Consider the following 26,832-nt stretch of genomic DNA (forward strand, 5'->3'; position numbering starts at 1 on the left):
CCACCCTGGCATGGCGCAAGGCGTCGGGCCGGTCGTGCGGATGACCGCCCGCAACCGAGCGAAAACCAGCCGCGCCGCCCCCCCCTCCGGCGGCATCGCGATTATCGGCGCCGCTTGCCGCCTGCCCGGCGCGGCGGACCTCGAGGCGTTCTGGACGCTGCTCGCCGAAGGGCGCGACGCCGTCACCACCGTGCCGGCCGAACGCTTCGACCAGGCGCGCTGGGGCCATCCGCGCAAATCAGAACCGGGGCGTGCCTATACCTTCGCCGCCGGCACCATTGGCGATGCGGCGGGGTTCGACGCGCCCGCGTTCGGCCTTTCCCCGCGCGAGGCGGCCGAGATGGACCCGCAGCAGCGCCTGCTGCTGGAAGTCGCCGCCGAGGCCTTCGAGGATGCCGGCTGGCCGGCCGAGAGGCTGGCCGGGCGCAACATCGCCGTCTTCGCCGGCGGCTCCTCGACCGACTATGCGGAACTGCGGCTGGAGGACCCCTCGGCCGGCGACCGCTTCTTCATGACCGGCAATGCGCTGTCGATCCTCGCCAACCGGATCGGCAATGTCTTCGACCTGCGCGGCGCGGCGCAGACGGTCGATACCGCCTGTTCCTCCTCCCTCGTCGCGCTGCATATCGCGGCGCAGGCGCTGGCCGACGATCCGGGGCTGGAAGCAGCGGTGGTGGGCGGCGTGAACATGCTGCTCTCGCCCTATTCCTTCATCGGCTTCTCGCGCGCGGGCATGCTCTCGCCGACTGGCCGTTGCCGCGCCTTCGACGCCTCGGCCGATGGCTATGTGCGCGGCGAGGGTGCCGGCGTCGTGGTGCTCAAGCGCGTCGAGGACGCGATCGCCGCCGGCGACCCGATCCGCGCCGTGTTGCTCGGCAGCGGGGCGAATGCCGCAGGGCGCACCATCGGGCTGTCGCTGCCCAACCGCGCCGCACAGGCCACGCTGATGGCACGCGTCGTCGCGCGCGCCGGCATCACCCCCGACCGCTTCCTCGCCTTCGAGGCGCATGGCACCGGCACCCGCGTCGGCGACCCGGCCGAGAGCTGGGCGATCGGCACCACCATCGCGCGGCATCGTGCGACGCCGCTGCCGATCGGTTCGGTGAAGACGAATATCGGACACCTGGAAGCGGGCTCCGGCATGGCCGGGCTGCTCAAGGCGATGCTGATGCTGGAGAAGGGCGCGGTGCCGCCCTCGCTGCATTTCGCCGAGCCGAATCCAGACATCGATTTCGACGGCCTCAACCTCGCCGTCCCCACCGCTCTCGCGGCCCCGCCGGCGCGTGAGGATGCGGTGGTCGGCGTCAATTCCTTCGGCTTCGGCGGCACCAATGCGACGGTGCTGCTCGGCCGCGCGCCGTTGGCCAGGCGCGCCGCGGCGGCGCGGGCGCATGGAGTGCCGCCGCTGGTGATCTCGGCGCGCTCGGACGCCGCGCTCGGCCTGCTGGCAACGCGTTGGCGCGAGACGCTGGCCGGCGCCGACGCTGAGACGACCGCCGCCTTCGCGCGCGGCGTGGCGCGGCATCGCGACCTCGCCCCGCATCGGCTGGTGGTGCGCGATGCGGCCATCACCGCGTGGTCCGACGGCGAAGACAGCGCAGCCCAGCAGGGCGAGGCGGTGCGCGGCAGCCTCGCCTTCGTCTTCTCCGGCAATGGCGCGCAGCATGAGGCGATGGCGCGCGAGGCGCTGCGCACCAACGCCGCCTTCCGCACGGCGATGAAGCAGGCCGATGCCTCGCTCGCACCATTGCTCGGCTGGTCGCCGGTCACCCTGCTGAAACGCGGCGTGCCCGGCGCGATGCTCGCCGGTACCGATGTCGCGCAGCCCTTGCTCTTCGCGGTACAGGTGGCCGTGGTCGGCGCGCTGGCGGCGCAGGGCATCCGCCCGGCGATGGCGCTCGGCCATTCCGTCGGCGAGGTCGCGGCGGCTTGGTGTGCGGGCATCCTCGCGCTCGACCAAGCGGCGCGCCTCATCGTCGCGCGCTCGCGCCAGCAGCATACCACGCGCGGGACCGGGCGGATGGCGGCGATCGGTGCCTCGGCCGAGGCCGCCGCGCCCTTGCTCGACGCCTGTGGGCCGGGGTTGGAAGTCGCCGCCATCAATGGGCCGGCGGCGATCACCGTGGCCGGGCCGGCCGACGCCATCGCGCGGCTCTGCGCGGCGGCCGAGCCGGCGCGCATCTCGGCCATCCCGCTCGACCTCGACTACGCCTTCCACGCCGCGGCGATGGACCCGGTGCGCGACGGGCTGCTGGCCGACCTCGCCACGCTGGCCCCACAGGCGGGGGCCATCCCAATGGTCTCCTCGGTGACCGGCGCGGTGCTGCCGGGCGGTGAGGCCGGCGCCGGCTACTGGTGGCGCAACCTGCGCGAACCGGTGCGCTTCCGCGACGCAGTGCGCGCCGCCGCCGGGCTGGGGGCGCGTCTGTTCGTCGAGGTCGGCCCGGCCGCCGTGCTGCAATCCTACCTGCGCGAAAGCCTGCGCGAGGACACCGACGGCGCCGCGGTGCTCGCCAGCCTGACGCGGCGCGACCCGCCGGGCGACCCCTTCCCCGCCATCGCCGACCGCGCCATCGCGCGCGGTGCCGACCCGCGTTCCGGCCCCGCCTTCGTCGGCCCAGCCGAACGCGCCGGCCTGCCGCGCACCCCCTTCGCGCGCCGCCACACCTGGTTCCCGGCCACCACTGAGACCGCCGCGCTGGTGCTGCCGCGGCGCGACCACCCGCTGCTCGGGATCCGCCAAGGCGAGGAGGCGCGCGGCTGGACCGCCTGGCTCGATACCGAGCTGCAGCCCTGGCTGGCTGACCACCGGCTGTTGGGCGAGGCGGTGCTGCCGGCCGCGGCCATGGCCGAGATGGCGCTCGCCGCCGCCGCGCTCCGCTTCCCCGAGGCGGAGGTGCTGGAAGTCGCCGAGCTCGCGATCCTGCGCCCGCTCTCGCTGGAGCCAGACCGCACGCGGGAAGTGCGCGTTCTAGTCGATGAGGAAGGTGGCTTCGCGCTGGAAAGCCGGCGCCGCCTCGCCGAGGAGCCCTGGAGCCTGTCGGCCCGCGCCCGCATCGCGGCACTGCCTCGCCTGCCGGCCAGCGATCCCTCGCCGCCGGCGGGACAGCGCCGCGTCGCGGGGGACCGCGTTGTCACCCTGGCGGCACGTTGCGGGCTCGACTACGGCCCGGCCTTCCGGCCGGTGGTCGAGGTGCTGGCCGATGATGTGGAAGCGCGTGCGCGCGTCACGCTGCGCCTGCCCGAGACCGCCCCGCCGGCCGAAGGCTTCATCCTGCATCCGGTGCTGCTCGATGGCGCGTTGCAGGGGCTGATCGCGCTGCTCGCGGCGCTGGTGCGGCCGGCCGGGCAGTCGCTGGTACCGGTGCGCATCGGCCGGCTCGCCGCCCGGCGTGGCGCCGGCCTGCCGGTGGTCGCCGAGGTAGCGCTGACGCGGCGGGGCGAGCGCTTCATCGCCGCCGACCTCGTGCTGCGCGATGCCGATGGGGCGGTGGTCGCGACCGGCCATGACGTGTGGCTGCAACGCATCCGCCTGCCTGGCCGCAGCGCGCCGGCCGAACACGCCTTCCGGCTCGACCCGCTGCCGGCCGCGCCGTTTCCGCCGGCCCCCGCGCCGCTCGATGCCGAGGCGGCGCTGGAAGCCGGCCGCGCCGCCGATGCGGGCGCCGACATGACCGAAGCCGCGCTGCTGCTGGAAGGCTTCGCGGCGGCGGCAACCATCGCCGCGCTGCCGGCCGCGCCGTCGCTCGCCACGCCCTATCGGCGCGCGCTGTGGCAGGCGCTGGCGGAGGCTGGCATGGCGGAGGAGGCCAGCGGCGGCTGGCGCCTTGCCGAGGACCAGTCATTGCCCCCCGCGCAGGAGATCTGGCGCGCGGTGCTGGCCGAACAGCCGCGCCTCGCCCTCGACATGGCCTGGTTGGCGCGGGCGGCGGAGGCGCTGCCGGCCGCGTTGTCCGGACAGGCCCGCGCGGCCACGCCGCCCCCGGCCGAGGCGGGCGCCTTCGCGCAGATCGCGACGGTGATGGAAGCGGCGATTGCCAGCCTCGCCGCCGCCTGGCCGGCGGAACGGGCGCTGCGGGTGCTCGATTTGGGCGGTGGCGGGCCGCTGACGCGGCGGGCTGTCGCCGCACTCGCGGCCTCGGGACGGCGCGTGCAATACCGCGCTGCGGGCGAAGCGCGTGCCGGCGCCGCGCCGCCGGTCGCCGAGGGGATCGACTTTTCCTGGTCCGGCTGGGACCCGCTGGGTGGGAATGGCGTGGCGGAACCGGCGGATCTGGTGATCGGGCTGGCCACCGCCGCGCGGGGACGCTCCGGGACCAGGCTCGCCGCTGCGTTGCGCGCCGCCTGCGCGCCGGGTGCCTTGCTGTTGCTCGCAGAACCGGCGCCAGGCCGGTTGTGGGATTTCGCCTGCGGCCAGGACCCCGCCTGGTGGGATGGCGGCGACAGCGCCCTGCCCGATGACGAAGCGTGGCATGCCGCGCTCTCCCAGGCCGGCTTCGAGGCGCCCGATACGCTGCGGCTGTCGGCCGCGCCATGGCCGGCATTGCTGATCGCGGCGCGGGCGCCCTCGGTTATCGTCACCGCGCCGGTGGCCTCGCGCCGCGTGCTCGTCTGTGCCGAGACAGGCTGCACCGGCTTGGCCGGTGCGCTGGAAGCGGCGCTGCGCACCGAAGGGCATCAGGTATTCCAGCATGGGCTGGCCGTGCCACCCTCCCCGCACGAGATGCGCGGCGCGCTGGTCGTCGCGCTGGTCAAGGCGGAGGCCGATGCGGCCGTCGCACTGGCCGCCGCGACCCGACTGGCCGAAGCGGCGCAGGGCAGTGCGGCGGGGTTCGCGCTGGTCGGCGTGGGGGATGCGGTGCGGGCGGCGGCGCTGGCCGGGCTCGGCCGCGTGCTGGCCAATGAGATGCCGGAGTTGAAGCCGCGGCGGATCAGCCTCGACGCCGGGCTGCCGGTGGATGTGGCGGCGCGGCGGCTTGCCGCCGAACTGGCCGGTGAGGCACCGGAAGTGACGCTGACGGTGCACGGGCGGCTCGCGCCGGTGCTCTCGCCGGGCCTGCCGGCGGCGCCCCGTGGCGGGGCCAGGCGGCTGGTGGTCGGCCAGCCGGGGCAGATCGGCTCGCTGGCCTGGGCGGCGCTGCCTGAATTGCCGGCACCGGGGCCGGGCGAGGTGCGGCTGGCGGTACAGGCGGCGGGGCTGAATTTCCGCGACCTCATGTGGGCGCAGGGTCTGCTGCCCGAGGATGCGCTGATGGACGGCTTCGCCGGGCCGACTCTGGGCATGGAATGCGCCGGGGTGGTCGAGGCGGTCGGGCCGGGCGTAGCGCTGCTACCGGGACAGGCGGTGTTCGGGTTTGCGCCGGCCGCCTTCTCGACGCGGGCGCTGACGCGGGCCGAGGCGCTGGCGCCGCTGCCGGCCGGCTTGTCGCCCGAGGCCGCGGCGACCCTGCCGGTCGCCTTCATCACCGCGGCTTATGCGCTGGAGACGCTGGCGCGCATCCGCCCCGGTGAGCGGGTGCTGATCCATGGCGGCGCGGGCGGCGTGGGGCTCGCCGCCATCCAGATCGCGCGGGCGGCCGGGGCGTTGGTCGCGGCCACCGCCGGGTCGGAGGAGAAGCGCGCCTTCCTGCGCATGGCGGGGGCGGACCTGGTGCTCGACAGCCGCGATGCCGGATTTGCCGATCTGCTGCGCGCGGCTTGGCCGGGCGGGGTGGATGTAGTGCTGAACTCGCTGGCGGGCGAGGCGATGGAACGCAGCCTCGGGCTGGTCGCGCCCTTCGGGCGGTTCATCGAGCTGGGCAAGCGGGATTTCGTCGAGAACCGCCGCACGCCGCTGCGGCCGTTTCGGCGCAACGTGTCGTATTTCGCGGTGGATGCCGATGCGCTGCCGCGCGCCAGGCCGGACCTCGCCGCCGCGCTGCTCGCCGACATCGCGGCGCGGCTGGCCGATGGCGCGTTGCTCGCCCTGCCGCATGCGGTCTTCGCGGCGGAGGAGACCGAGACCGCGTTCCGTACGCTGCAGGCCTCGACCCATATCGGCAAGCTGGTGATCCGCCCGCCGGACGATGACGGCGGTGACCCTGTCGAGGCATGGAAGCCGGATGCCGACGGCACCTATCTGGTGGTCGGCGGGGTGCAGGGTTTCGGGCTGGAATGCGCGAAATGGCTGGCCGCCGGCGGGGCGGCGCATCTGGTGCTGGTGTCGCGGCGCGGCGGCGCCACGCCGGGGTCCGAGGCCGCGTTGCGGACGCTCGCGGCGCTCGGCGCCCAGGCGCGGATCGAGGCCTGCGATGTCGCCGATCCGGCAGCACTGGCCGCGTTGCTTGTGCGGCTGCGGCGCGAGGGGCCACCCATGCGCGGCGTGGTGCTGGCGGCGGCGGCCTTCGCCGATGGCGCGGCGGCCAGCATGGATGCCGAGCGCTTCGCCACCGTGCTGGCGCCAAAGCTGGTCGCTGCCGAGGCGCTCGACCGGCTGACGGCGGATGATCCGCTGCATCTGTTCCTGATGTTCTCCTCGGCGACCACGGCCTTCGGCAATCCGGGGCAGGCCAATTACGTCGCGGCCAATGTGGCGCTGGAGGCGATTGCGCGGCGGCGCGTCGCAGCCGGGCGGCCGGCGCTGGCCGTCGGCTGGGGGCCGATCGCCGATGCCGGGGTGCTGGCGCGCGATGCCGCCACCGCCGAGACGCTGGAACGGCGGACCGGCGTGGCACCCATGCCGGCGCAGGAGGCGCTGGCGGCGCTGCCGGCGCTGCTCGCCGCCGAGGTGCCGGTCGCGCATCTGGCGCGGGTGACCTGGGCGACGCTGTCGGCGGGGCTGCCGATCCTCGCCGAGCCGGCCTATGCCGCGGTGCGCGCGGCGCGCGAGGGGGGTGCCGAGGGCGCCGATCTGCGCGCCGAGTTGCGCGCGATGCCGACCGAGGAAGCGCGCGGGCGCCTTGTCGGCCTGGCGCAGGAGGAGATCGCCCGCATCCTGCGCCTACCCATCGAGGCGGTGGGGGCGGATGCGCCGGTCGCCGGCCTCGGGCTCGACAGCCTGGGCGGGTTGGAATTGCGCATGGCGCTGGAACGGCGGCTCGGCGTACAGGTGCCGCTGGCGGCGGTGACGGAGGACCTCACCATCGCCATCCTCGCCGGCCGCATGGCGGGCGTGGTGCTGGAAGACAGGAACGAGCAGACGGTGCAGTCGCTGATGGATGCGTATGAGCCGGCACAGGCTGCCACGACGGAGAGCGTGAAGTGAGCCAGGGCTTCGGCCTTTCCGCCACCGCGCGGCTCGCGCTGCTGCAACGCCTGTCGAAGCGCAAGGAAGAGAAAGGCCCTGCCCCCGGCGCGGCGCGCGCCTTCCGCGAATTGCCCGGCCAGCGCGACATGGAGCTGATCCGCGAGGCGGCCGGGGCGCTCGGCCTGGAGAACCCGTTCTTCCGGCCACATGAGGGGATTGCCGGCGCGACCTCGATGATCGGCAATCGCGAGGTGATCAATTATGGGTCATACAACTATCTCGGCCTGAACGGCGATGCGCGGGTGATGCGGGCGGCGCAGGCGGCGATCGACAGGCATGGCGTCTCGGCCTCGGCGTCGCGCATGGTCTCGGGCGAACGGCCGGTGCATGCAGCGCTGGAGGAGGCGATCGCGGCGCATTACGGGGTCGAAGCTGCGCTCGCCTTCGTGTCAGGCCACGCCACCAACGTTACCGTGCTCGGCCATCTGATGGGGTCGCGCGACCTCATCCTGCATGATGCCGCGATCCATAATTCCTGCGCCGAGGGCGCAAGGCTATCGGGGGCGAAGCGCATCGCCTTCGCGCATAACGACTGGCGCGCGGCGGAGAAGGAACTGGCCGCCAACCGGCGTGGGGCGCGGCGCGCGCTGATCGTCATCGAGGGACATTACTCGATGGATGGCGACATCCCCGAACTGCCCCGTTTCATCGAGATGGCGCGGCGGCACGATGCCTGGCTCATGGTGGACGAAGCGCATGGCATGGGCGTCGTCGGCGCCACGGGGCATGGCATCCACGAGCATTGGGGCGTCGATGCGCGCGAGGTTGATATCTGGATGGGCACCCTGTCCAAGACGCTGTCGGCCTGCGGCGGGTACATCGCCGGCAATGCCGACCTGGTGGCCTGGCTGAAGCACTCGGCACCGGGCTTCGTCTATTCGGTCGGTCTGGCGCCAGCGCTGGCCGCCGCGGCGCTGGAATCGCTGCGCATCCTCGCCGCCGAACCCGAGCGCGTCGCGCGGCTGCAGGTCAATACTGCGCTGTTCCTGCGGCTGGCCAGACAGGCTGGGCTCGATACCGGGACCTCGGCCGGGCATGCGATCGTGCCGGTGATCGTGGGCTCCTCGGTCGGTGCGGCGCGACTGTCGCAGGCGCTGTTCGACCAGGGGATCAACGTGCAGCCGATCCTCTATCCGGCGGTGCCGGACAGTTCGGCACGGCTGCGCTTCTTCCTCTCCTCCGAGCATACCGAGGCGCAGATCCGCGCCACCATCGAGGCGGTGGTCGCGGCAATGGCGGGCGCGCGGCCGGCGGAGATCGCAGGCTGACCGATCGTCCGGTCCTGCGCATCGCCCTGCTGACGCTGGAGAGCACCGCCAGCGCCGAAGCCGCCGCCCGCGTGCTGCGCGAGACCCGGCACGACGTGGTGTTCCTCGGCCTATCGGATGCCTGGCGCGACCGGGCGGCGAATACGCGGCGGCACTTGGCGCGGTCCGGGCCACGCATCCTTCCGTGGATGTTCGTCGAATTCGCCGCGCCGCGGTTGTGGCGGGGCGACGGCGTCGGGCCGGTGGGGGCGGCCGCCTTCGCCCGCGGCGTGCCGGCGACGACGGTCGCCTCGGTCAACGGCGCGGTGACGCAGGGGATGCTGGACGCGCTGCGGCCGGACCTGATCGTGACCTGCCATTTCGACCAGATCCTCGCCGCCGAGACCATCGCCACCGCGCGGTTGGGCGGGATCAACCTGCATCCCTCCCTGCTGCCGCTGCATCGCGGGCCGATGCCGTGTTTCTGGGCGGCGTCGGACGGCAACAACGAGTTCGGCGCGACGGTGCACAGGCTGGTGCCGCGCATCGATGCCGGCGCGATCCTGGCGCAGCGGGCGGTGGCACCCCCGGCGGGTGCGAGCGTGGCCGGCACGGCGCGGGCACTGCACCTGGCGGGCGCGGAGCTGTTGCTGCAGGTGATGGATGAGATCGCCGAAGGGCGCGAGCGCGGCGTGGAAGCGGCGGTGATGGCGTATCGGGGGTTTCCGACGCGGGGCGACCTCGCCTTGGCCGCGAAACGCGGGGTGAGGCTGGCTGGGTGGCGGGATTTCCGGGCGGCGCGGCGGTTGGGCGGGGCGGTGCTGTGAGGGCGGAGGTCAAGTTTGGAGGGGCGGCGCCCCTCCAACCTTCGAGCGCGCCCCCTGCCCGTCACCCCTCCCCCAGCACCGCCGCGGTCGCCAGCCGATGCAGCGCCACCGCGTCGATCGGTTCTACCCGGCCATCCCCGCCGCGGTCGCTACGCCAGACCAGGTAGTCAGTATCCGTTCCGCTGCGCGCGGCGGGCAATGCGGGCCGGTGGTCGCCGAAGGCCACCAGCACGACGGGCCTTGCGCTCCGCCGTGCGACATCGGCCAGCGTGCCGAGCATGGCGTCCGTCGCCGCCATGCGGGCGGCCCAGGTGGCCGCCGGGTCCAGGCCGGGCCAGGGACCATGGCCGGCGACGGTGATGGCGTAGAGGAACGCCGGGCCTTCCGCCGCCGCGAGGCAGGTGGCGAGATGCGCGCCGACCGCCGCATCGGTGACCAGCCCGGCCTCGCGCGGTGCATCGGCGAAGGCCGGCGTGGCGTCGAAGCGGTGGAAGCCGAGGGCGGGCAACACGCGGTCGCGGCCAAAGAAGCGGGCATCGAAGGGGTGCAGGCAGGTGGTGGCGTAGCCCGTCCCGCGCAGCGCCCACGCGAGTGAAGCGACCGGCGAACGCGCGAAGCGGAAGTACGGGTTGAGGCGGTCGAGGCCGAGTACCTCATCACCGAGGCCCGTCAGCACCGCGAATTCGGTGCGCATGGTGTTGGCGCCGAAGCCCGGGACGTCGAGCGGGCCGCGCGCCAACGCCGCCCTGCCCAGCGCATCCCAGTGCGGCAGGGCGGCCGGGATGCCGAGGCGGCGCGGGTCGCAGAAGGATTCGAGTTGCAGCAACAGCAGATGCGGGGGCTCGACTGCTGGCGGCAGGATGGCTGGCCTGGGCGGGTGCGCGGCGCGGCGGGCGGGGCGTTCGGTCGCGGCCAGGCGGGCATGCAGCGCGAAGGTCGCCATCGGGCCGAAGCGGGCGGCGTCCTGCACCGGGATGCGCGCCGGCGTCGCGCTGCCCGGCAGCAGCATTGGGCGCAGCAGCAGCGCGACGATCGCCGCGGCCGCGACGAGCAGCGCCACGCGGCCCGTGAAGCCGAGACCGATCGATGGTTCCAGCGCCAGCACCAGCAGGAAGGCAAGCGCGCCGGCTCCGAGACCGCCGACGATCACGGCCTTGGGCACGAAGGGCAGGTAAAAGCGTGGGAAGGCCGCGACCTGCCACAACAGCCCGCCATCGGTGAAGGTGAGCGGTTCGCCAAGGGTGGCGCGTTTGGCGCGGTCGGCGACGCCGAGGAACAGGCACAGCCCGGCGGCGAAGCCACCCGCCATGATCGGGCGGCCGGTCGTCGCCAGCAGCAGCAGGAACAGCGCGGCCGGCGGTGCGGCGTCGAGCAGTGCCCAGGCCGAGGCTTGCGCCGCCGCGCCGCGCCGCAACCACCACCAGAAGGGCAGCGGCAGTGCAGCGCCGGCGAGAAGGTGCAGGGCGCCCGTCACGCGCGGGGGGCATCCTCGGCGGCCACGCGAAAGCGCATGCGCCGCACCGCCCAATCCGACAACCCGGCCGGCATCGCGTCGACCAGGCGCAGCACGGCGGCCAGCGGCAGCGGAAACGCCGCGCGCCGCGCGCCGCGCAGGATGGCGCGATGGGTCCGCCCGGCCGCCGCATCGAGGCTGATGAGCAGCGGCCGGGGGCCTTTCCAGCGCGAGCCCATGTCACTCTCGAAGAAGCCGGGCAGCACGACCGTGACTGCCACGCCGCCGGGGCCGAGCGCGGCGCGCAACCCCTCGCCATAGGCGCGCAGACCGGCCTTGGAGGCGGCGTAGCCCGGCGCATCCGGCAGGCCGCGATAGGCGGCGACCGAGGCGACCAGGGCGATCCGCCCGGCGCGGCGGGCGCGCATCGCCGGCAGCAGGGGTTCGACCAGATGCATGGCGCCGAGCAGGTTGACGGCCACCTGCTCGGTCGCGCCGTCGAGGCCTTCCCAAGCGCCATCGGGGCGGGTGCCGCGGGCGATGCCGGCATTGGCGATGACGGTGTCGACGGGGCGGGCCGCCTCCCAGGCGTGCAGCTGGGCGGCGATGGCGGCGGCGTCGCGGATGTCGATCGCCGCCGTCTCGACCGTGGCACCGCGGGCGGTGCAGCGGGCGGCGGTTTCGGCGAGGCCGCTGGCGCCGCGGGCGATCAGGCGCAGGGCGATGCCCGACGCGGCGAAGCGTTCGGCCAGCGCCGCGCCCAAGCCGCGCGAAGCGCCCGAGATCACCACGCAGCCGGGGGCCTGCACGGCCTATTCCGCCGCGATGCGGCTGGTGGCGGTGACCGCCTCGAAACGGGCGACCGCGTGGCCGACCGCTTCGGAGATGCCCTCCTCGCTGAAGAAGCCGCCGCGGATCAGCGCATGGGCGGCGAGCACCCGGCGCAAGGCCTCGACCAGCCGCGGGTCGGGCGGGGTCGCTTCGGTCCAGAAGCGGTCGAGGCCGTACTGGAAGGTCAGGCCCGGCATGTCGTACAGCGCGGTGCCGAGAGCGATGAGCGGCTTGCCTTCGCGCAGGGATTGCAGCCCGGCGGTGCTGTTGACGGTGACGACGCCGGAAGCCGGCGCCAGCACCGGGCCGAAGGGCAGTTCCGGCAGCCACAGCAGCCGGTCGGCGACGCCGTGGGCGGTGGCGTGGCGCATCGTCAGCCGACCCCAGTCGATCAGGCCGTTGTCGAGCGGATGACCCTTCACCGCCAGCAGCGCGTCAGGCGGCGCATGGGTAGCGAAGGAGGCGACGATGGTCTCGATCGCCGCGCCCAGGCTGCCGAAGGGCGAATGCAGGCGCAGCTGATAGTCGCCTTCAAGCTGCAGCGGCAGCACGAAGACCGGCCCCTGCCAGGCCTGCAGCCGCGCCAGGCGGCGCTGCGCGGCGCGGCGGCGGGCCGGGCGGACCGCCCCGCGCAGCAGCCAGCCGGCATATTCGTGGAACGGGTTCCAGGCGCGGTGCGTGCGGTAGTGCGGGAAGCGGTGCCGGCGCAGAGCATTGTGGATGTTGTAGCGGACATCGTCGGTGGCGCGGCGGAGGAAGGAGCCGCCCGACAGCGTTTCTGGGGCGGCCGGCGGCAGGCCCTGCGCCATGGCGAGGATGCGGCGCGGGTCGCGCGGCAGGGGCGAATGCGCGTTCACACCGTTTCGTTCGAGCGTGATGTAGCCTGGCCGCAGATAGGCTTCCTCGAAGATCCAGGGCCGCAGGCCGAGCCGCCTGGCGAGGGCGACGGCGTCCGCATGGCGCGGGCGGCAGTCGCTGAACATGGCGATGTCGGTGACGCCATGGGCGGCGATGATGGCTTCGAGGGCGGCGGGCCACTGGTCGTCCGTGCCGGTGAAGTCGGTGCTGTTGGGGCGCTTCCAGAACAGCCGGTCGCCCGGGTTGAAATTGACGCGATGGACGGCGTGGCCGCGGCCCGCCAGCGCGTCGCCCAGCCGCACGAAGAAATGCGTCGCCAACCCCTGCAGGAAGAGGAAGGAGCGCCGGTCGGTCATGCGCCGCGCCTCGCGCTCATCCCCGGCCCTTCGTCAGGCGGGCCATCGCCGCACCTTGCCAGCGGCGCAGTTGGGCGATGACGCCCCCGCGCCACGGGGCAGGGTCCGCGAGACGGTCGAGCAGGGCCTCCGGTGTTGTCGGCAGTTCGGTCACCGGGTCGTGATAGCGGGGATAGAGGATCAGTGCACCAGCCAGTAATTGGTCGAGAGTGAGGCGCCGCTTCCGCCGCGGGATCGGGGCACGGTCCTCGGTCAGGCCCCAGCCGGCATAAAAGGGCTGGCCCCAGCAGGTCACGCGCAGCCCCCGCAGCAAGGCCTCGAAGCCGGTGAGCGAGGTGAGCGTGTGGACTTCATCGACCTGGGTCAGCAGCGGTGCCATCGGGGTGTGATCCAGGATCAGGTCGGCCAGTGCTGCGGCCTGGTCGCGCTGCACTGCACCACGACGATACCCCGCCTCTACGTCAGGGTGTGGCTTGAAGGCTATGAAAGCGTTCACATCCTCGGCACGAACCGCCTGCAACAGGGCGAGATTGCCACGCACCGCCCCGGCGCCGCCGCGCAGCACCGAGAGGTCGTCCTCGACCTGGCCGGGCACCAGGATGCGACGGCGGCCGGGGGTGGCGGGCAGGACCGGCGCCTCGCCGCCGAGGTTGTACTTGGTGACGCCGCGGGCGATCAGCGCCGCGCGCAGGGCCGCCGCGCGGGCGAGCAGCGCCGGCGGGAAGTCGGCTGTGGCGAGCAGGATTTCGAGGTCGCTCGGCCCGGCCGGGTCGTAATAGGGCCGGCGACTGTCGAGCGAGAGGGACGCGGCCGGCAGGAAGCCCGCCCCGAGGCCCGCCGAGCGGATGAAGCCGTCCTCGACCCACAGCAGGGGGATGCCGGCGGCGCGGGCAGCGGGTTCGAGGCCGGGGGGCGCGCGGCTCGACCACACGGCGATGGCGCCGTCACGGCGGGCGGCTTCGGCGATGGCGGCGCGGGTGGTGCGGGCGAAGGCGGGCGGGCCGGCGGCGGAGGCCAGGGCGGAGGCCATGCGCCGACGCTTCCAGAACGACATGCCGACGCAGACGGCGATGCGCCGGTTGGCGGATTCCTGCGCGCGCCAGGCGCCGAGCAACGCGATGGCCTCCTCGATCGGGATGGGCCGAGCGCGGACCGGGTCGGCGCAGCGCGCGGCCGCCGCCAGCGCGGCCAGGGCGGCGAGACCGTCGGGGGCGGTGCCGGCGGGCGTGGACACCGCGACCCCGGCCAGGGTGGCGAGCAGCGCGGTCGGGCCGGGCATGGCGTGAAGCCGCGCGGCGGCGTCGATCAGGCTCCAGGGGTCGAGGCGCTCGGGGCGCGTGGCGGGCAGCAGCGGGCGGGCGGCAGCCGGGGCTTCGGGGGCGCGGCAGGCGATGACGGGGCGGCCGGCGGCCTCGGCGCGGGCCGTGGCCCACATCGCCCAGGTCGCCTCGGACGCGGCGGGGTCGCAGGGGTCGAGGACCAGCACGGCCTCGCCCGACCCGGTGCCGAGGGCGGCCGCCCCGGGGTCGGGCAGGCCAGGCGGGCCGCCGAGCCGCGCCGCGCGCAGCAGGGGCCGGAGCCCGGCGGCGCGGGCAGTATCGGGCGCGGCGGTGGCGAGAGCGGCGGCAAGCGGGTCGGCCGCCAGCGCGCCGAACAGGATGGCCGGCACGCGGCGCCCGGCGAAGGCGGGCGCCGCGAAGGGGCCGGAGGTGACACGGAACACATCACCGCCCCAGGCCATTGGCGTTGGCCTGTTGCCCGGCAGCAACAGGCAATCATGGTCCATCGCGATGGCGGCGCCACGCTGCGGCTCACAGGGCCAGAAGGCCGGCAGGTGCGGCCAGCGGCGAAACAGGCCGAAAGGCACCAGCAACCGTCGATCAGCGTCCATCGCGTCGCGCCAGATTACACACGTCCTGGTTGTAATTTCGTTTTAGGCTGCGTACCAGCGGCTAGGTCACGCCTGCGCGATTCACAATTCGAATCTGTAAGCTGGTCGCGAGCGCCTTGTTTTTGCGTAGTTCGGCTCGAAAGGCTAGTTTGCTGCATCGGCGAACCTTGAGGTGTCTGTCGGATGAGCCTTGGCGAGAATGGTGGCATGCGCGGATCGATGATGGGCCTAGCTGGCCTTGCGCTGCTGCTCGCCGGCTGCGCGGAGACGGGCAACGCGCCGGTGCAGGGGGCGCAGGGTCCCCTGGCGCCGATCACCGACCCCGTGGTCGCCTTCGCCGCCAGCGCCGGCCCGGGCGCCCAGGAGACGGTAACCCTGCCCTCGACCGGACAGACGGTGCAGCTGCGTCTGGTGCGGTCCTATGCCGCGGCCAGCGGCAGCGAGTGCCGCGAGGTGCAGATGGGCAGCGGGACCGGCGCCGACAGCCGGCTGCTGTGCGGCGCGGGAACCGGCTGGCGCGAGGCGCGGCCACTGATCCGCGGAACCTCGGGGCGGCCGTGAGTGGGTCCGCGCCCGGACCGTTGTTGATCGACTGCGCCCGGCAGCAGGTCCGCGTCATCGGGGCGCTGATCATTCGCGAGATGCACACGCGGTTCGGACGCCACCGCCTGGGTTACCTGTGGGTGTTCTTCGAGCCGCTGCTGCTTGGCGCGATGATCTCGCTGATCCATGGCATCCGCGGCAATGGAAGCAGCGCGCGCAACAGCTTCGAGTTCTTCTCGATCGGCTATGTCATGTTCTTCCTGTTCCGCGGATTGATGAACCGTGCCGGGAACACCATCGCGTCGAACCGCAGCCTGCTCTTTCACCGCCAGGTCACGCTGCCGGACATGTTCTTCGCCCGTCACATCATTGAAGGCGTCGCCTGCTCGGGGGTGATGTTCGTCTTCACCATCGTCGGCATCGCCCTGGGTGGCGAGGCGCCCGATTCACCGGTGAAGATGATGTGCGCGCTGGGGCTGATGCTGCTCCTCGGCCAGGGGGTGGCGCTTGTGATCGGTGCTGCGACCAGCGAATGGGAAGGGATCGACCGCCTGGTCCATGCCATGTCCTACCTGATGCTGCCCTTCAGCGGGCTGTTCTTCATGGTGGAATGGCTGCCGGACTGGATGCAGGAGATCGTGGTGTGGGTGCCGACCGTCCACATCTTCGAATTGCTGCGCGACGGCCAGTTCGGCGACCGCTTCAGCGCCAATTACGACCTGACCTATGTGGCGGGGTGGATCCTGATCCCGCATCTGTTCGGTCTGGCCGGGCTGCGGCTGGCGCGCCCGCGCATCGGGCTGGAATAGGCCGATGGCGCTGGAACTCATCGACGTCCACAAATCCTATCCGATGAATGTCGGGCGCAAGCATGTGCTGCGCGGCATCAACGCGGTGTTCCGCAAAGGCGAGCGGGTCGGCGTGCTGGGGCGCAACGGCACCGGCAAGTCGACGCTGGTGCGCATCCTGGGCCGGGTCGAGGCGCCGACGCAGGGCATCGTGCGTTCCAGCATGTCGGTGTCCTGGCCGATCGGCTTCGCGGCGGGGTTCCAGCAGGCGCTGTCGGGGGCAGACAATTCGCGCTTCATCGCCCGCATCTATGACCGGCCGGTACAGGAGACCGTTGATTTCGTCGAGCATTTCGCTGAACTCGGCGAATATCTCAACATGCCGGTGCATACCTATTCGAGCGGCATGCGTTCACGCCTGGGCCTCGCCATCTCGCTGGCGATCGACTTCGACTGCTTCCTGGTGGACGAGGCGCTGGCCGTCGGCGACACGAAGTTCGGCCGCGCCTTCGGCGCCCGGCTTCAGCGCGCAGGCCTGATCATCGTGACCCACCAGCCATCCCTGGTCCGCCAGCTGTGCAACCGCGCCGCCGTGCTGGATCAAGGCACCCTTACCTTCTACGAAGACATCGATGAAGCTCTCGCCACCTACAATAGCCTTTGAGGCGCCCGCCCCGGAGGTCGAGCCGACATGGAGCGAAGCGACGCAGGTTGCGCCGCCCAAGCCCAAGTCGCGGCTGAAGCGCTTCCTGCGCCACCCCTTCACCTGGTGGGTGCTGGCACCGACATTGCTGGCGACGATCTACTTCTATGCCTTCGCCAGCGACCAGTTCGTCAGCGAGGCGCGCTTCGTCGTCCGCTCCCGTGCCGATGCGCCGCAGCTTTCCCTCGGGACCGTGCTCTCCGCCGCGGTGGGCGGCGGCAGCTCCAGCACCGAAGCGTACAGCGTGCGCGACTTCCTCACCTCCCACGACGCGGCGATGCGCACCAATGAAAAGCTCAACCTGGAGCATATCTGGGGGCGCGAGGACGCAGACTTCCTGGCACGGCTGCACAACACCGACCCCGAACGGCTGACCAAATACTTCAACAGCATGGTCAGCGTGTCCTTCGACAGCTCGACCGCCGTGATGACGCTGCGGGTGCGCAGCTTCACGCCCGAGGATTCCAAGGCGATCGCCACCACCCTGCTGACCCTGTCCGAAGACCTGATCAACAGCCTGTCCGAACGCGCCCGCGAGGATGCGCTGCGCATTGCCCGCCACGAGGTGGAGGTCGCCGAGCGCCGCGTCCTCGAAAGCCGCGAGGCGCTGACCCGCTTCCGCGAGCGGGAGCACGAACTCGACAGCTCCGGCGCGGTCCAGGCGGCGGTGCAGACCATGGCCGCGCTGGAAGGCCAGCTTGTCACCTCCCAGGCCGAGCTGCGCGAGCGGCAAGCCTTCATGCGACCCGACAACGTCGCGCTGCAGACCACGCGCAACCGCATCGAGGCGCTGCAACGCCAGATCGCCGCCGAACGGTCGCGGCGCACCCAGGGCGGCGGCGCGCTCTCCCAGCAGCTCGCGGGCTTCGAACGGCTGATGCTGGAGCGCGAGTTCGCCGACCGCCAGCTCGCTTCCGCCACCGCCAGCCTCGAAGTGGCCCGGATGGAGGCGCAGCGCCAGCAGATGTACCTCTCGCGGGTCGTTGAACCGAACCTAGCCGTCTATCCCCTCTATCCGCGGAAACTGATCAGTGTGGGCAGCATCTTCCTCGGCCTCTCGGTGGCCTTCGGCATCGGTGGGCTTCTTGTCGCGGGCATGCGTGAACATGCGGTTTGACATCAGGCGCGGCCTCGCGCTGCTGGTCGCGGTGTTCGCCGTCGCGGGCGTGCCCGATGGCGCGGCGGCGGCGCAGAGCCTCGGCTCGCGCGGCATCCCGGCCCAGGGCATCATCCCCGGCGTGCCGGGCCAGTTGCCCGGCTTCCCCACCCTCGTCCAGTCGCAGTCCGGCCTGCCGTCCAATCCGGTCATGGCGCCCGCGGGCGCGCCGGCCTCGCAGGGGCCGACCGTGTTCGACCGGCGCTCCCTCGCCGATATCCCCGGCCAGTCGCGCGGCACCGAGCGCGTCGGCAGCCCGACCCAGGCCGAGGGCGGGCCGTCGCTGGTGGCGCCGCTCGGCGACCAGGCCCGCGTCACCGGGCCGGCCACCGCGGTGTTCGGCGCCTCGCTGTTCACCGGCCAGGGGCAGACATCCTCGGATGCGCCGAACCCGAACTACATCCTGGCGCCGGGTGACCGCGTCTCGGTCCGCGCCTGGGGTGCGGTCGATTCCGAACTGGTCGGCCAGATCGACCCCGCCGGCAACCTGTTCCTGCCCAATATCGGCCCGGTGATGGTCGCCGGCGTGCGCGTGGGCGACCTCCAGCAGGTGGTCGAGGGCGAGATCCGCAAGGTCTACACCTCCCAGGTGCAGGTCTATGCCACCGTGCTGTCGACCCAGCGCATCGGCGTGTTCGTCACCGGCTTCGTGCGCGCGCCCGGCCGCTATGCCGGCACCGCCTCGGACAGCGTGCTCGACTTCCTCGGCCGCGCCGGTGGCATCGACCCCGGCCGCGGCTCGTTCCGCGAGATCGCCGTCAACCGCGGCGGCCGAACGGTCGTCACCATCGACCTCTATCGCTTCCTGTTGCAGGGGACGCTGCCGAACCTGCGCCTGCAGGAAGGCGACACCGTCGTGGTCGGCCGCCAGCGCGCGATGATCGGCGCCGATGGCGCGGTGCGGAACAACTACCTGTTCGAAAGCACCAGCCGCGCCTCGCTGACCGGGCGCGACCTGATCGAGCTGGCGCGGCCGCTGCCGGCGGCGACCAATGCCGTGCTGCGCGGGGTGCGCAATGCGCAGCCCTTCTCGCGCTACATGCCGATCGCCGAATTGTCGCGCCAGACGCTGCAGGACCAGGACACGGTGACCTTCGTCGCCGACGTCGCGGCACGCACCATCCGCGTTTCGGTCGAGGGCAGCCGGTTGTACCCGTCGGTGCTGGTGGCGGATCGTGACATCACCTTCTGCCAGATCCTCGACCACATCGCCGTCGAGCCCGGCCTCGCCAACACCGAGGGTGTGTTCCTGCTGCGGCCCTCCCTCGCGCTGCAGCAGAAGCGCACCATCGACGAGGCGCTCGACCGGCTGGAACGCCAGCTGTTCCTCGCCCCCTCGGCGACCACCAGCATCTCGGAGGCGCGCTCCCAGGAGGCCGCGCTGGTCACGCAATACATCTCGCGTGCCCGCCGGGTGCAGCCGGAAGGACGCATCGTGGCGGTGGGCGCCAATGGGCAGTGCATGCCGTTGCGGCTGGAGAATGGCGACATCATCGTGGTGCCGGAGCTCTCCAGCACCGTGCTGGTGCAGGGCGAGGTGGTCTTTCCGCAGGCGGTGGTCTGGCGGCCGGGCATGACCACGGACCAGTTCCTCGAAGCCGCCGGCGGGCTGACGCCGCGCGGGTCGATGTCCACGCTGATGATCCGCCGCCCCTCGGGGGCGGCGACGCTGAGCCCGCAGCAGAGCCCGCAGCCGGGCGATGAGCTGGTGGCGCTGCCGTATCTCGACCCGAAGGTCTGGCTGTATGGGCGGGACCTGGTGACGGCGCTGTTCCAGGTGGCGCTGGCCGCGCGTGTCTTCATCAACAACTAGACATGATTCCGTTCGCTCCGGTTCACGAAATCCCCTCTAGTCTATTGTTTTAGAGAGCATCTCGGCCCGGTCAGGTAATTCCGCCTGACCGGGACCTGCTCCAGACAGCGGCAGCGAGGCCAGGATGCGGATCGCCCTCCTCTCCGACATCCACGGCAATCTCGAAGCGTTCCGCGCCTGCCTGGACAATGCGCGGCTGCGCGGGGCCGAACGGATCGTGCTGCTCGGCGATCTCGTCGGCTACGGCGCCGACCCTGCAGCCGTGCTCGACCTCGCCATGAAGGAAGTCGCCCGGGGTGCTGTCGCGCTGCTCGGCAATCATGACGAGGCGGCGGTGGCCGACAGCCCCGGCGGCATGAACGCCATGGCCGCGACCGCCATCGCCTGGACGCGCGACCGGCTCACCCCGGAGCATCGCAACTTCATCGCTGCCCTGCCGCTGATAATCGAGGAGGAGGGGCGGCTCTACGTCCATGCCGAGGCCTCCGCCCCCGACCGGTGGCGCTATGTGACCGACGCCGAGGCGGCGCGGCGCAGCATGGAAGCCACCCAGGCGCACACCACCTTCTGCGGCCATGTCCACAAGCCGGCGCTCTACAGCCTGGGCGACACCGGTAAGCTCGTCGGCTTCGGGCCGATCGCCGGGGCACCGGTGCCGCTGGGGCGCGGCCGGGCGTGGCTTGCCGTGGCGGGCGCGGTGGGCCAACCGCGCGATGGCGACCCCTCGGCCTGCTACATCATGGTCGATACAGCACCGTTGCAGGCGACCTGGCTGCGCGTGCCCTACGATGTCGCCAGCGCAGCGGAGAAGATCCGCGCCGCCGGCCTGCCCATCGGGCTCGCCGAACGCCTGTTCGTCGGGCGCTAGGACATGATGGATTCACGGGCGCGCGCACCGACTGCCCTGGGCATTCCCGGGCGGGCATCGTCAGGCCTTCGGATGGCGCCATCCGAAGGCGACCCGCGCTAGCCGCCGCCATGCCGGCGCGTGGGATCGACGGCTTCACGGTGGCGGAGACGCTGCACGAAGGCGGCATGGCGATGCTCTACCGCGTCACGCGGCATGCGGATGACCCGCCCATGCTGATGAAGGTGCCGCGGCTGCGTGAGGGCGAGGACCCGGCGGCGATCGTCTCCTTCGAGATGGAGCAGATGATCATGCCGCGGCTGACCGGACCGCATGTGCCGCGCTTCATCGCCATGGGCGGCTTCGAGGCGCATCCTTACATCGTCATGGAGCGCATCCAGGGCAGCCCGCTCAGTAGCCGGATGCGCGAGATGCCGCTGCCGGCCGAGGAGGTCGCGCGGGTCGGCGCGGCGATCGCCGATGCGTTGGATGACCTGCATCACCAGCATGTGGTGCATCTGGATGTAAAGCCGGCGAACATCCTGTTCCGTGAGGGCGGCGAGGCGGTGATGGTCGATTACGGCCTCGCCCACCATGAACAGCTACCCGACCTGATGGCGGAGGAGTTCCGCCTGCCCTACGGGACCGTGCCGTACATGGCGCCGGAGCAGGCGCTGGGCATCCGCAACGACCCGCGCAGCGACATCTTCTCCCTCGGTGCGGTGTTGTACCAATACGCCACCGCCGACCTGCCCTTCGGCGAGCCGCAGCATCTGCGCGGGGTGAAGCGCCGGCTGTGGCGCGACCCGGTGCCGCCGCGCCGGCGCCGTTCATCCTTCCCGCCGTGGTTGCAGGAGGTGATCCTGCGCTGCCTGGAGGTGAAGCCCGACCGGCGGTATCCGACCGCGGCGCAGCTCGCCTTCGACCTGCGCCACCCCGAACAGGTAGTGCTGACCGAGCGCGCGGCGAAGATGCGGCGCGACAGCTTCTTCGCCGTGTTGCGCCGGCGGCTGCGGCCCGGGACGGCGGAACCGCGCGCCTTCGCCACCGCGCGGCAGGTGCGCTCGGCGCCGATCATTGCCGTCGCGGTGGATTTCGGCCTGATGGATGCGGCGCTGGAAGGCGCGTTGCGGGAGCAGGTGGTGCGGCTGCTGGGCAACCGGCCCGGCGCGCGGGTTGCCTGCCTGAACGTGCTGAAATCGGCCCTGCTGACGTTGGACACGACGATCGACGATCAGGGGCGCAACCGGCATGTGCAGCGGCTGGTCGAGTTGCAGCATTGGGCACGGCCAATCGGGCTTGAGGTAGGACGGGTGACCTTCCATGTGCTTGAAGCGGCCGATGTCGGCGATGCGATCCTCGACTACGCCCGGGCAAACCGTGTGGACCACCTGGTGCTCGGCGCGCGGGCGGGGTCGCTGTCGCGCCGACTGCTCGGCAGCGTCTCCGGCAAGGTGGCCGCCGAGGCGCCGTGTAACGTGACCGTGGTGCGGGTCAGCCGGGGCGGGTGAGCGGCACGGACGGAAGCCGGGGGGCAATGCGCCACTCGACTCGCCGCTCATCCGTCCATCAGGCCAGCATTGGCAGGCGTCCATCGCCGGACGGCGCGCGGGCCGCATGGCCCTGGCGCCGCAATGCCCGCAGACGCTCGATGTGCAGGACATCCTGCGCGATGGCAACCGAGAAGGCCTCCAGGCCGTGTTGCGCGGCAAACCGCGCCGCCGCCCCGGCGAGCCGGTCGGCCTCGGCCGAGCCGAGGCCGGCAAGGGCGCGCGCCCCATGGATGACGACCAGCGCGGCCTGGGCCGGGGACAGTCCCTGCCAGATCAGGCCGAAGGCGATGGCGGCGCGTTCGAGCACCAGCGCCCGTGCGACGGTCGCGCCGTGGTCGGGGCGCAGGCCGGGCGGTGCTGCGGCCTCGATCATGCCGCGCAGCAGGCGGCGCATCCTGGTCTTGAAGAACACAGTCGTTAGGGTCCAGATCGTTTCTGAAGGGATCCGGACCCATAGCGGCCGCGCGCGCCAATCCCGAGCGAAAGGCGTGCATTGCTGTCCTTGGTTTCATGCATGCTGCCGTGAAGGCCGCGCGAAGGGGGAAGTAGATGACGTCGTTGCGCGGCATGGACCTCAACCTATTGCTGGTCTTTGAGTCTCTCTACGAAACCCGCTCGGTCTCGCGAGCAGGGCAGCGGCTCGGGCTGAGTCAGTCGGCCACGAGCCATGCCCTGGCGCGGCTGCGCGACGCCTGCCGGGACGATCTGTTCCTGCGCGCGCCGACCGGCATGGTGCCGACGCCGCTGGCCAACCGCATCCATCCGGAGGTCCACCAGGCGCTCGAATCGCTGCGGCGGTCGGTGGATGAGGCGCGCGGATTCGATCCGGCGACCAGCACGCGGCGCTTCCGCATCGCCATTCCGCACCCGATGGGCCCGGTCCATGCCCAGCGCATCCGCGATGCCGGGCTGGCGGAGGCGCCGCAGGTGCGGCTGCGCTTCGACACGCGCACCCTGGCCGACGACGCGCCGGCGTTGATGCGCGAGGGCTCGCTCGACATGGCGGTCGACTGGGTGCCGGCCGAGGAGGACCGCTTCGTCAATCGGCGGATCTTCGAAGATGGGCTGGTGATCGCCGCCCGCGCCGGCCACCCGCGCGCGCATCCGAACATGAGTTGGGCGGAGTTGCAGAAGGAGGAATTCGTCCGCTGCCAGCGCCGCGCGGCGCATCGGCGGCTGAAGGTACTGTCCCAGCATCTGTGGGACCTGGTGATCGACAGCAGCCTGATCGTCAGCGAGTACCTCGAAGTGCCCTTCGTGGTGTCGCGCACCGATTATCTCGGGGTGCTGCCCAAGAGCATGGCGGCCATTGCCAGGATGGAATTCGGCATGGTCATCATCGACATCCCCGGCCCCGCCATCCGCGTGCCGATCTGGTCGGTCTGGCATGAGGGGCGGCGGCGCGATGCCGGGCATGCCTGGCTGCGCGCCCTGGTGTTCCGCGAAATGCAGGGCGCGGCGATCGAGGACGGGCTTTTGGCGCAGGCGACCTCGCCGAAGTAGCGGGGCCGGAGAGGCGTCCGATGGCGCCTCTCCACATCCGGTGCCGGCTTTCCCGACGGTCCCTCAGCGCCGTTCGATGTTCCAGAAGACCGGGAAGGCGAATGGCACCCAGCCCTTCAGGTCGGAACGGTAGGCCGGCGGGCCCTGGAACTGGCCGCCCAACACCCAGTTCACATTGACATGGAAGCGGGTTTGGAGCTGGTCGGCGATCGCGCGCTGCGCCTCCGGCGTCGCGGCTGCCGACATTTGGGTGAGCAGCGCGGTCGTCTCCTCGTCGCAGGACCAGCCGAAATAGTCGGTGCAATTGTAGGAGGTGCCCGGGTTGGACAGCGGGTTGACCAGGTCGATGCCGTTCCAGATGAGCGGCACCACCGACCAGCCGCCCTGGTCCACCGGTCCGCGGTTGAAGCGGCGCTGCGCGACCGTCGCGTAGTCCGAGGTGCGCAGATCCACGTTGAAGCCGGCCCGGCGCATCTGGTCGGCGATGACGAGGCCGGTCGGGTTCAGGATGGCCGAGCTCTCGGCATGCAGGAACACCACCGGCTCATTGTTGTAACCGGCCTCTCGCAGCATTCGGCGCGCGGCCTCCGGCCCGGTCTGGCGGAACATCTCCGTGCCTGCCTGCGTCGTGCCCGGCGCGTCGCACATGTACATCGAACGGCACTCCGTCATGTACATGTCGCGCGGCAGGCCGAGCGAGGCCATCACATCCTCCTGCACGATAGCCGCCTGCAGCGCGCGCCGGATGCGCACGTCGTTGAAGGGCGGCTGCGCGTGGTTGATGTTGATGATCGACATGATCTGGCCGAGGCCGCTCATCTGCGGAACGGTGATGTTGCGGTCGCGGCGGAGTGGCTCGACGTAGTCGCCGGGAACGATCTCGAGATAGTCGAGTTCACCGGTGCGCAGGGCAGCGGCGCGGGTCGACTGGTCGCTGACGGAGCGCAGCTCCACCCGGTCCATGCGCACCACCTTGCCGCCGGCCAGGCCGCTCGCCGGTTCGCCGCGCGGGCGGTAGCGCGGGTTGCGGTCGAAGACGGCGAGGTCGCCGGGGCGCCATTCGTTGCGGCGGAACAGGAAGGGGCCGGAGCCGATCACCTCCGGCACCGCCGTGCTGGCCGGCAGCGCGGCGAGGCGCGCCGGCATGATGACGGGGATCTGGTGGCCGGGCTTGCCCAGCGCCTCGATGACGAAGCCGAAGGGGCGGTTGAGCTTCAGCTCGAAGCGCCTGGCGTCGATGATGCGGAAGCCTTCCGCGGCCTGCATCATCAGCCGCCCGAGCGCCTCGCGCTGCGACCAGCGGCGGATGGAGGCGACGGCGTCGTCCGAGGTGACCGGATTGCCGTCGCTGAACTCAAGGCCCTCGCGCAGGGTGAAGGTCCAGGTCAGGCGGTCGTCACTGACCTGCCAGCCTTCCAGCATCTGCGGGTGGTAGTTGCCATCGGCATCGATGGCCACCAGCGTGTCGTACACCATGTAGGCGAATACGCGCGTCGCGTTGATGGTGGTGATGATCGGGTCGAGCACCTGCAGCTCGGTGTTCAGCGAGACCCGCAGCACGCGGCCCTGGGCATGCGCCCCGTCCCCGGGCGCGGTGGCGAGAAGCATCGGGGCGAGGGCCAGCATGCGGGCAAGGCGGCGCAAACTCATCAGGCGAGCTCCATGACGGACGCGAATGAAGCCATGTGGTGCGCTTGTCGTTGTTGGGCGGGGCTGTTGCTCCGCCGGCGGTCAGGTATCGCGGCGCGCTGGAGCGGTTTCCGTTCGGTCGCGCTCACGCGGCCCGCTCCAGGTCGTTGCTTGATCGGGGATCTTCACGCGCCTGACTGAGTCCGGCCGGGCGCGGTCTGCTCCCGCTTATTCCGCCGCGGCGGCGGGCTGCTCCGGTGCCTCGCCCTTCTCCTTGCGGACGTGGTCGTAGTTCCGGCCGCGGAACCAGGCCATGTATTCCTCGGTCGTCATGGCCGGGTAGCGCGGCGCCTCGCCCGCCACTTCGCAGCCGGGCAGGCAGTCGATCAGCGTGTCGGGATTGGGGTGGAAGAAGAACGGGATGGCGTAGCGCGCGGTCGGCGCGGTGTTGAAGGCGCGGTGCGGGGTCGAGAGGAAGCGGCCATTGGTCCAGCGATGCAGCACGTCGCCGGTATTCACCACGAAGCTGTTCTCGATCACCTCGGCGTCGATCCAGCTGCCGTCGCGCGTCTTGACTTGAAGGCCCGGCACCTTGTTCTGCGCGAGCAGCGTGATGAAGCTCGAATCCGAATGCGGCGCGATGCCGTACTGATCGGAGCCATAGGCGACAGGCGGGTAGTGCGTCAGCCGCAGGCCGGTGAGCGGCTTGTCGCATTTGTCGGCGAAGTAGTCGGCCGGCAGGCCGAGGGCGAGCGCGTAGAGCGGCATCAGCTTCTGCGCGAGGTCGTCCATCGCGTCGTAGTATTGCAGCGCCACCTCGCGGAAGCCCGGCAGGTCGGCGGGCCAGCGGCCGTCATTGTCGCCGGGCTCGCCGACGACGCGCTTGATGAAGAAGGCCTCGTTCTCGTTCGGCTTGTTGTTGGTGGACAGCGTCGAGGTGCGGGTGGTGCTGCCGCGCATCGGCAGGTAGCCCTGCATCTGCAGGTTCACCTTGACGGCGAGCTTGTCGTCGGTCGGCAGGGCATGGAAGCGCGCGGCCTGCTCGAAGGTGGCGGCGGTGAGTTCGGCCGGCACGCCATGGCCGATGATGGTCATGAAGCCGATCGTCTCGTTGATCTCGCGCAGCTCGGCGGCGAGCCTCTCGGCGGCGCCCGCTTCGCCGGCCATGTAGGGGGCGATGTCCAGGACCGGCAGGTTGGTTGCTACGGTCGTGCTCATCGTCGCCCTCCTCGCGTTGCGGCAAGGCGATGCTAGGCCCGTCTTTGCCAGGCCGCGAAGACGCCAGCCCCTCACATTCCGCGGATATTTCGCCCGCCGGGACAGGCTTTGCCCAAGCGGACGGCAGGCTGCACCGCTCCGGTCAAGGGGCGGCTGGGAGTCTGCCTTGACAGTCCGGTACCGGCCGGAACGAGAGGGGCTTTGCCCCTCTCGGACTCTCCCCACCAAAGGCTGAAGGGCCTCTGGACACCTCGACTTGGAGCCGGGCACCAGTGTCAGGGAAGACGCCGAAACCCGCCTCCGCGCACGGAGCGCGTGCCGCCGGCGCAGA

General features: G+C 71.8%; 18 protein-coding genes. 11 read left to right on the forward strand and 7 right to left on the reverse strand.

Features of this window, described 5'->3' with window-relative positions; translation table 11 throughout:
* The first annotated feature begins 10 nt into the window (after positions 1-10).
* The 3 genes from IEY36_RS20090 (at position 11) to IEY36_RS20100 (ending at position 9,359) form a co-directional block, all read left to right on the forward strand.
* Positions 11-7,243, forward strand: coding sequence for a type I polyketide synthase (locus IEY36_RS20090; protein ID WP_188970076.1), 7,233 nt, complete (start codon positions 11-13; stop codon positions 7,241-7,243).
* Complete coding sequence (locus IEY36_RS20095; protein ID WP_188970078.1) at positions 7,240-8,553, forward strand: aminotransferase class I/II-fold pyridoxal phosphate-dependent enzyme; 1,314 nt, start codon at positions 7,240-7,242, stop codon at positions 8,551-8,553. The genes IEY36_RS20090 and IEY36_RS20095 overlap by 4 nt, the downstream gene beginning before the upstream one ends.
* Before the next feature lie 71 nt (positions 8,554-8,624).
* Positions 8,625-9,359 (forward strand): formyltransferase family protein, encoded by a 735-nt coding sequence (locus IEY36_RS20100; protein ID WP_188970080.1) that lies wholly within the window; start codon positions 8,625-8,627, stop codon positions 9,357-9,359.
* A gap of 61 nt (positions 9,360-9,420) precedes the next feature.
* On the opposite strand, the gene IEY36_RS20105 is transcribed toward IEY36_RS20100, so the two are convergent.
* The 4 genes from IEY36_RS20105 to IEY36_RS20120 are packed head-to-tail and all read right to left on the reverse strand — an operon-like array spanning position 9,421 to position 14,748.
* Complete coding sequence (locus tag IEY36_RS20105) at positions 9,421-10,833, reverse strand: LTA synthase family protein (protein WP_188970082.1); 1,413 nt, start codon at positions 10,831-10,833, stop codon at positions 9,421-9,423.
* Positions 10,830-11,621, reverse strand: a complete 792-nt coding sequence (locus IEY36_RS20110) for an SDR family NAD(P)-dependent oxidoreductase (protein ID WP_188970085.1) — start codon at positions 11,619-11,621, stop codon at positions 10,830-10,832. Before IEY36_RS20110 ends, IEY36_RS20105 begins: the two co-directional genes overlap by 4 nt.
* 3 nt (positions 11,622-11,624) lie before the next feature.
* Entirely contained in the window at positions 11,625-12,857 is a 1,233-nt protein-coding gene (locus tag IEY36_RS20115) for a capsule biosynthesis protein (protein WP_188970087.1), read from the reverse strand.
* Positions 12,858-12,873: 16 nt separating this feature from the next.
* Positions 12,874-14,748, reverse strand: a complete 1,875-nt coding sequence (locus tag IEY36_RS20120) for a capsular polysaccharide export protein, LipB/KpsS family (RefSeq protein WP_188970089.1) — start codon at positions 14,746-14,748, stop codon at positions 12,874-12,876.
* Between the two features lie 207 nt (positions 14,749-14,955).
* On the opposite strand from IEY36_RS20120, the gene IEY36_RS20125 reads away from it, so the two are divergent.
* From IEY36_RS20125 to IEY36_RS20155, 7 genes are all read left to right on the forward strand, one after another.
* Positions 14,956-15,309, forward strand: a complete 354-nt coding sequence (locus IEY36_RS20125) for a DVU3141 family protein (RefSeq protein WP_188970091.1) — start codon at positions 14,956-14,958, stop codon at positions 15,307-15,309.
* Positions 15,306-16,100, forward strand: coding sequence for an ABC transporter permease (locus IEY36_RS20130; RefSeq protein ID WP_188970093.1), 795 nt, complete (start codon positions 15,306-15,308; stop codon positions 16,098-16,100). The genes IEY36_RS20125 and IEY36_RS20130 overlap by 4 nt, the downstream gene beginning before the upstream one ends.
* A gap of 4 nt (positions 16,101-16,104) precedes the next feature.
* The gene (locus IEY36_RS20135; RefSeq protein WP_188970095.1) at positions 16,105-16,743 is read left to right on the forward strand and encodes an ABC transporter ATP-binding protein; all 639 of its coding nucleotides are present in this window, start codon (positions 16,105-16,107) and stop codon (positions 16,741-16,743) included.
* The gene (locus IEY36_RS20140; protein WP_188970097.1) at positions 16,712-17,899 is read left to right on the forward strand and encodes a capsule biosynthesis protein; all 1,188 of its coding nucleotides are present in this window, start codon (positions 16,712-16,714) and stop codon (positions 17,897-17,899) included. The genes IEY36_RS20135 and IEY36_RS20140 overlap by 32 nt, the downstream gene beginning before the upstream one ends.
* Positions 17,889-19,751, forward strand: a complete 1,863-nt coding sequence (locus IEY36_RS20145) for a polysaccharide biosynthesis/export family protein (RefSeq protein ID WP_229681448.1) — start codon at positions 17,889-17,891, stop codon at positions 19,749-19,751. Before IEY36_RS20140 ends, IEY36_RS20145 begins: the two co-directional genes overlap by 11 nt.
* 124 nt (positions 19,752-19,875) lie before the next feature.
* The gene (locus IEY36_RS20150; protein WP_188970099.1) at positions 19,876-20,619 is read left to right on the forward strand and encodes a metallophosphoesterase family protein; all 744 of its coding nucleotides are present in this window, start codon (positions 19,876-19,878) and stop codon (positions 20,617-20,619) included.
* Between the two features lie 110 nt (positions 20,620-20,729).
* On the forward strand, positions 20,730-22,109 hold the full coding sequence (locus IEY36_RS20155; protein ID WP_188970101.1) for a serine/threonine protein kinase: 1,380 nt from the start codon (positions 20,730-20,732) through the stop codon (positions 22,107-22,109).
* A 58-nt stretch (positions 22,110-22,167) separates the two neighbouring features.
* Here IEY36_RS20155 and IEY36_RS20160 read toward each other — a convergent pair whose 3' ends face one another.
* Positions 22,168-22,563, reverse strand: coding sequence for a hypothetical protein (locus IEY36_RS20160; RefSeq protein WP_188970103.1), 396 nt, complete (start codon positions 22,561-22,563; stop codon positions 22,168-22,170).
* Positions 22,564-22,700: 137 nt separating this feature from the next.
* On the opposite strand from IEY36_RS20160, the gene IEY36_RS20165 reads away from it, so the two are divergent.
* Positions 22,701-23,654, forward strand: coding sequence for a LysR family transcriptional regulator (locus IEY36_RS20165; protein WP_188970105.1), 954 nt, complete (start codon positions 22,701-22,703; stop codon positions 23,652-23,654).
* Between the two features lie 63 nt (positions 23,655-23,717).
* Here the strand turns inward: IEY36_RS20165 and IEY36_RS20170 are convergent, their stop codons facing one another.
* Entirely contained in the window at positions 23,718-25,304 is a 1,587-nt protein-coding gene (locus IEY36_RS20170; RefSeq protein WP_188970107.1) for an ABC transporter substrate-binding protein, read from the reverse strand.
* A gap of 207 nt (positions 25,305-25,511) precedes the next feature.
* Positions 25,512-26,501 carry an isopenicillin N synthase family dioxygenase gene (locus IEY36_RS20175; protein ID WP_188970109.1) on the reverse strand — a complete coding sequence of 330 codons (990 nt, stop codon included), beginning with the start codon at positions 26,499-26,501 and terminating at the stop codon, positions 25,512-25,514.
* Positions 26,502-26,832: the final 331 nt, after the last annotated feature.

Origin of the sequence: Neoroseomonas lacus (genome assembly GCF_014644535.1) — a bacterium.
Classification (GTDB): Bacteria; Pseudomonadota; Alphaproteobacteria; order Acetobacterales; family Acetobacteraceae; genus Neoroseomonas; species Neoroseomonas lacus.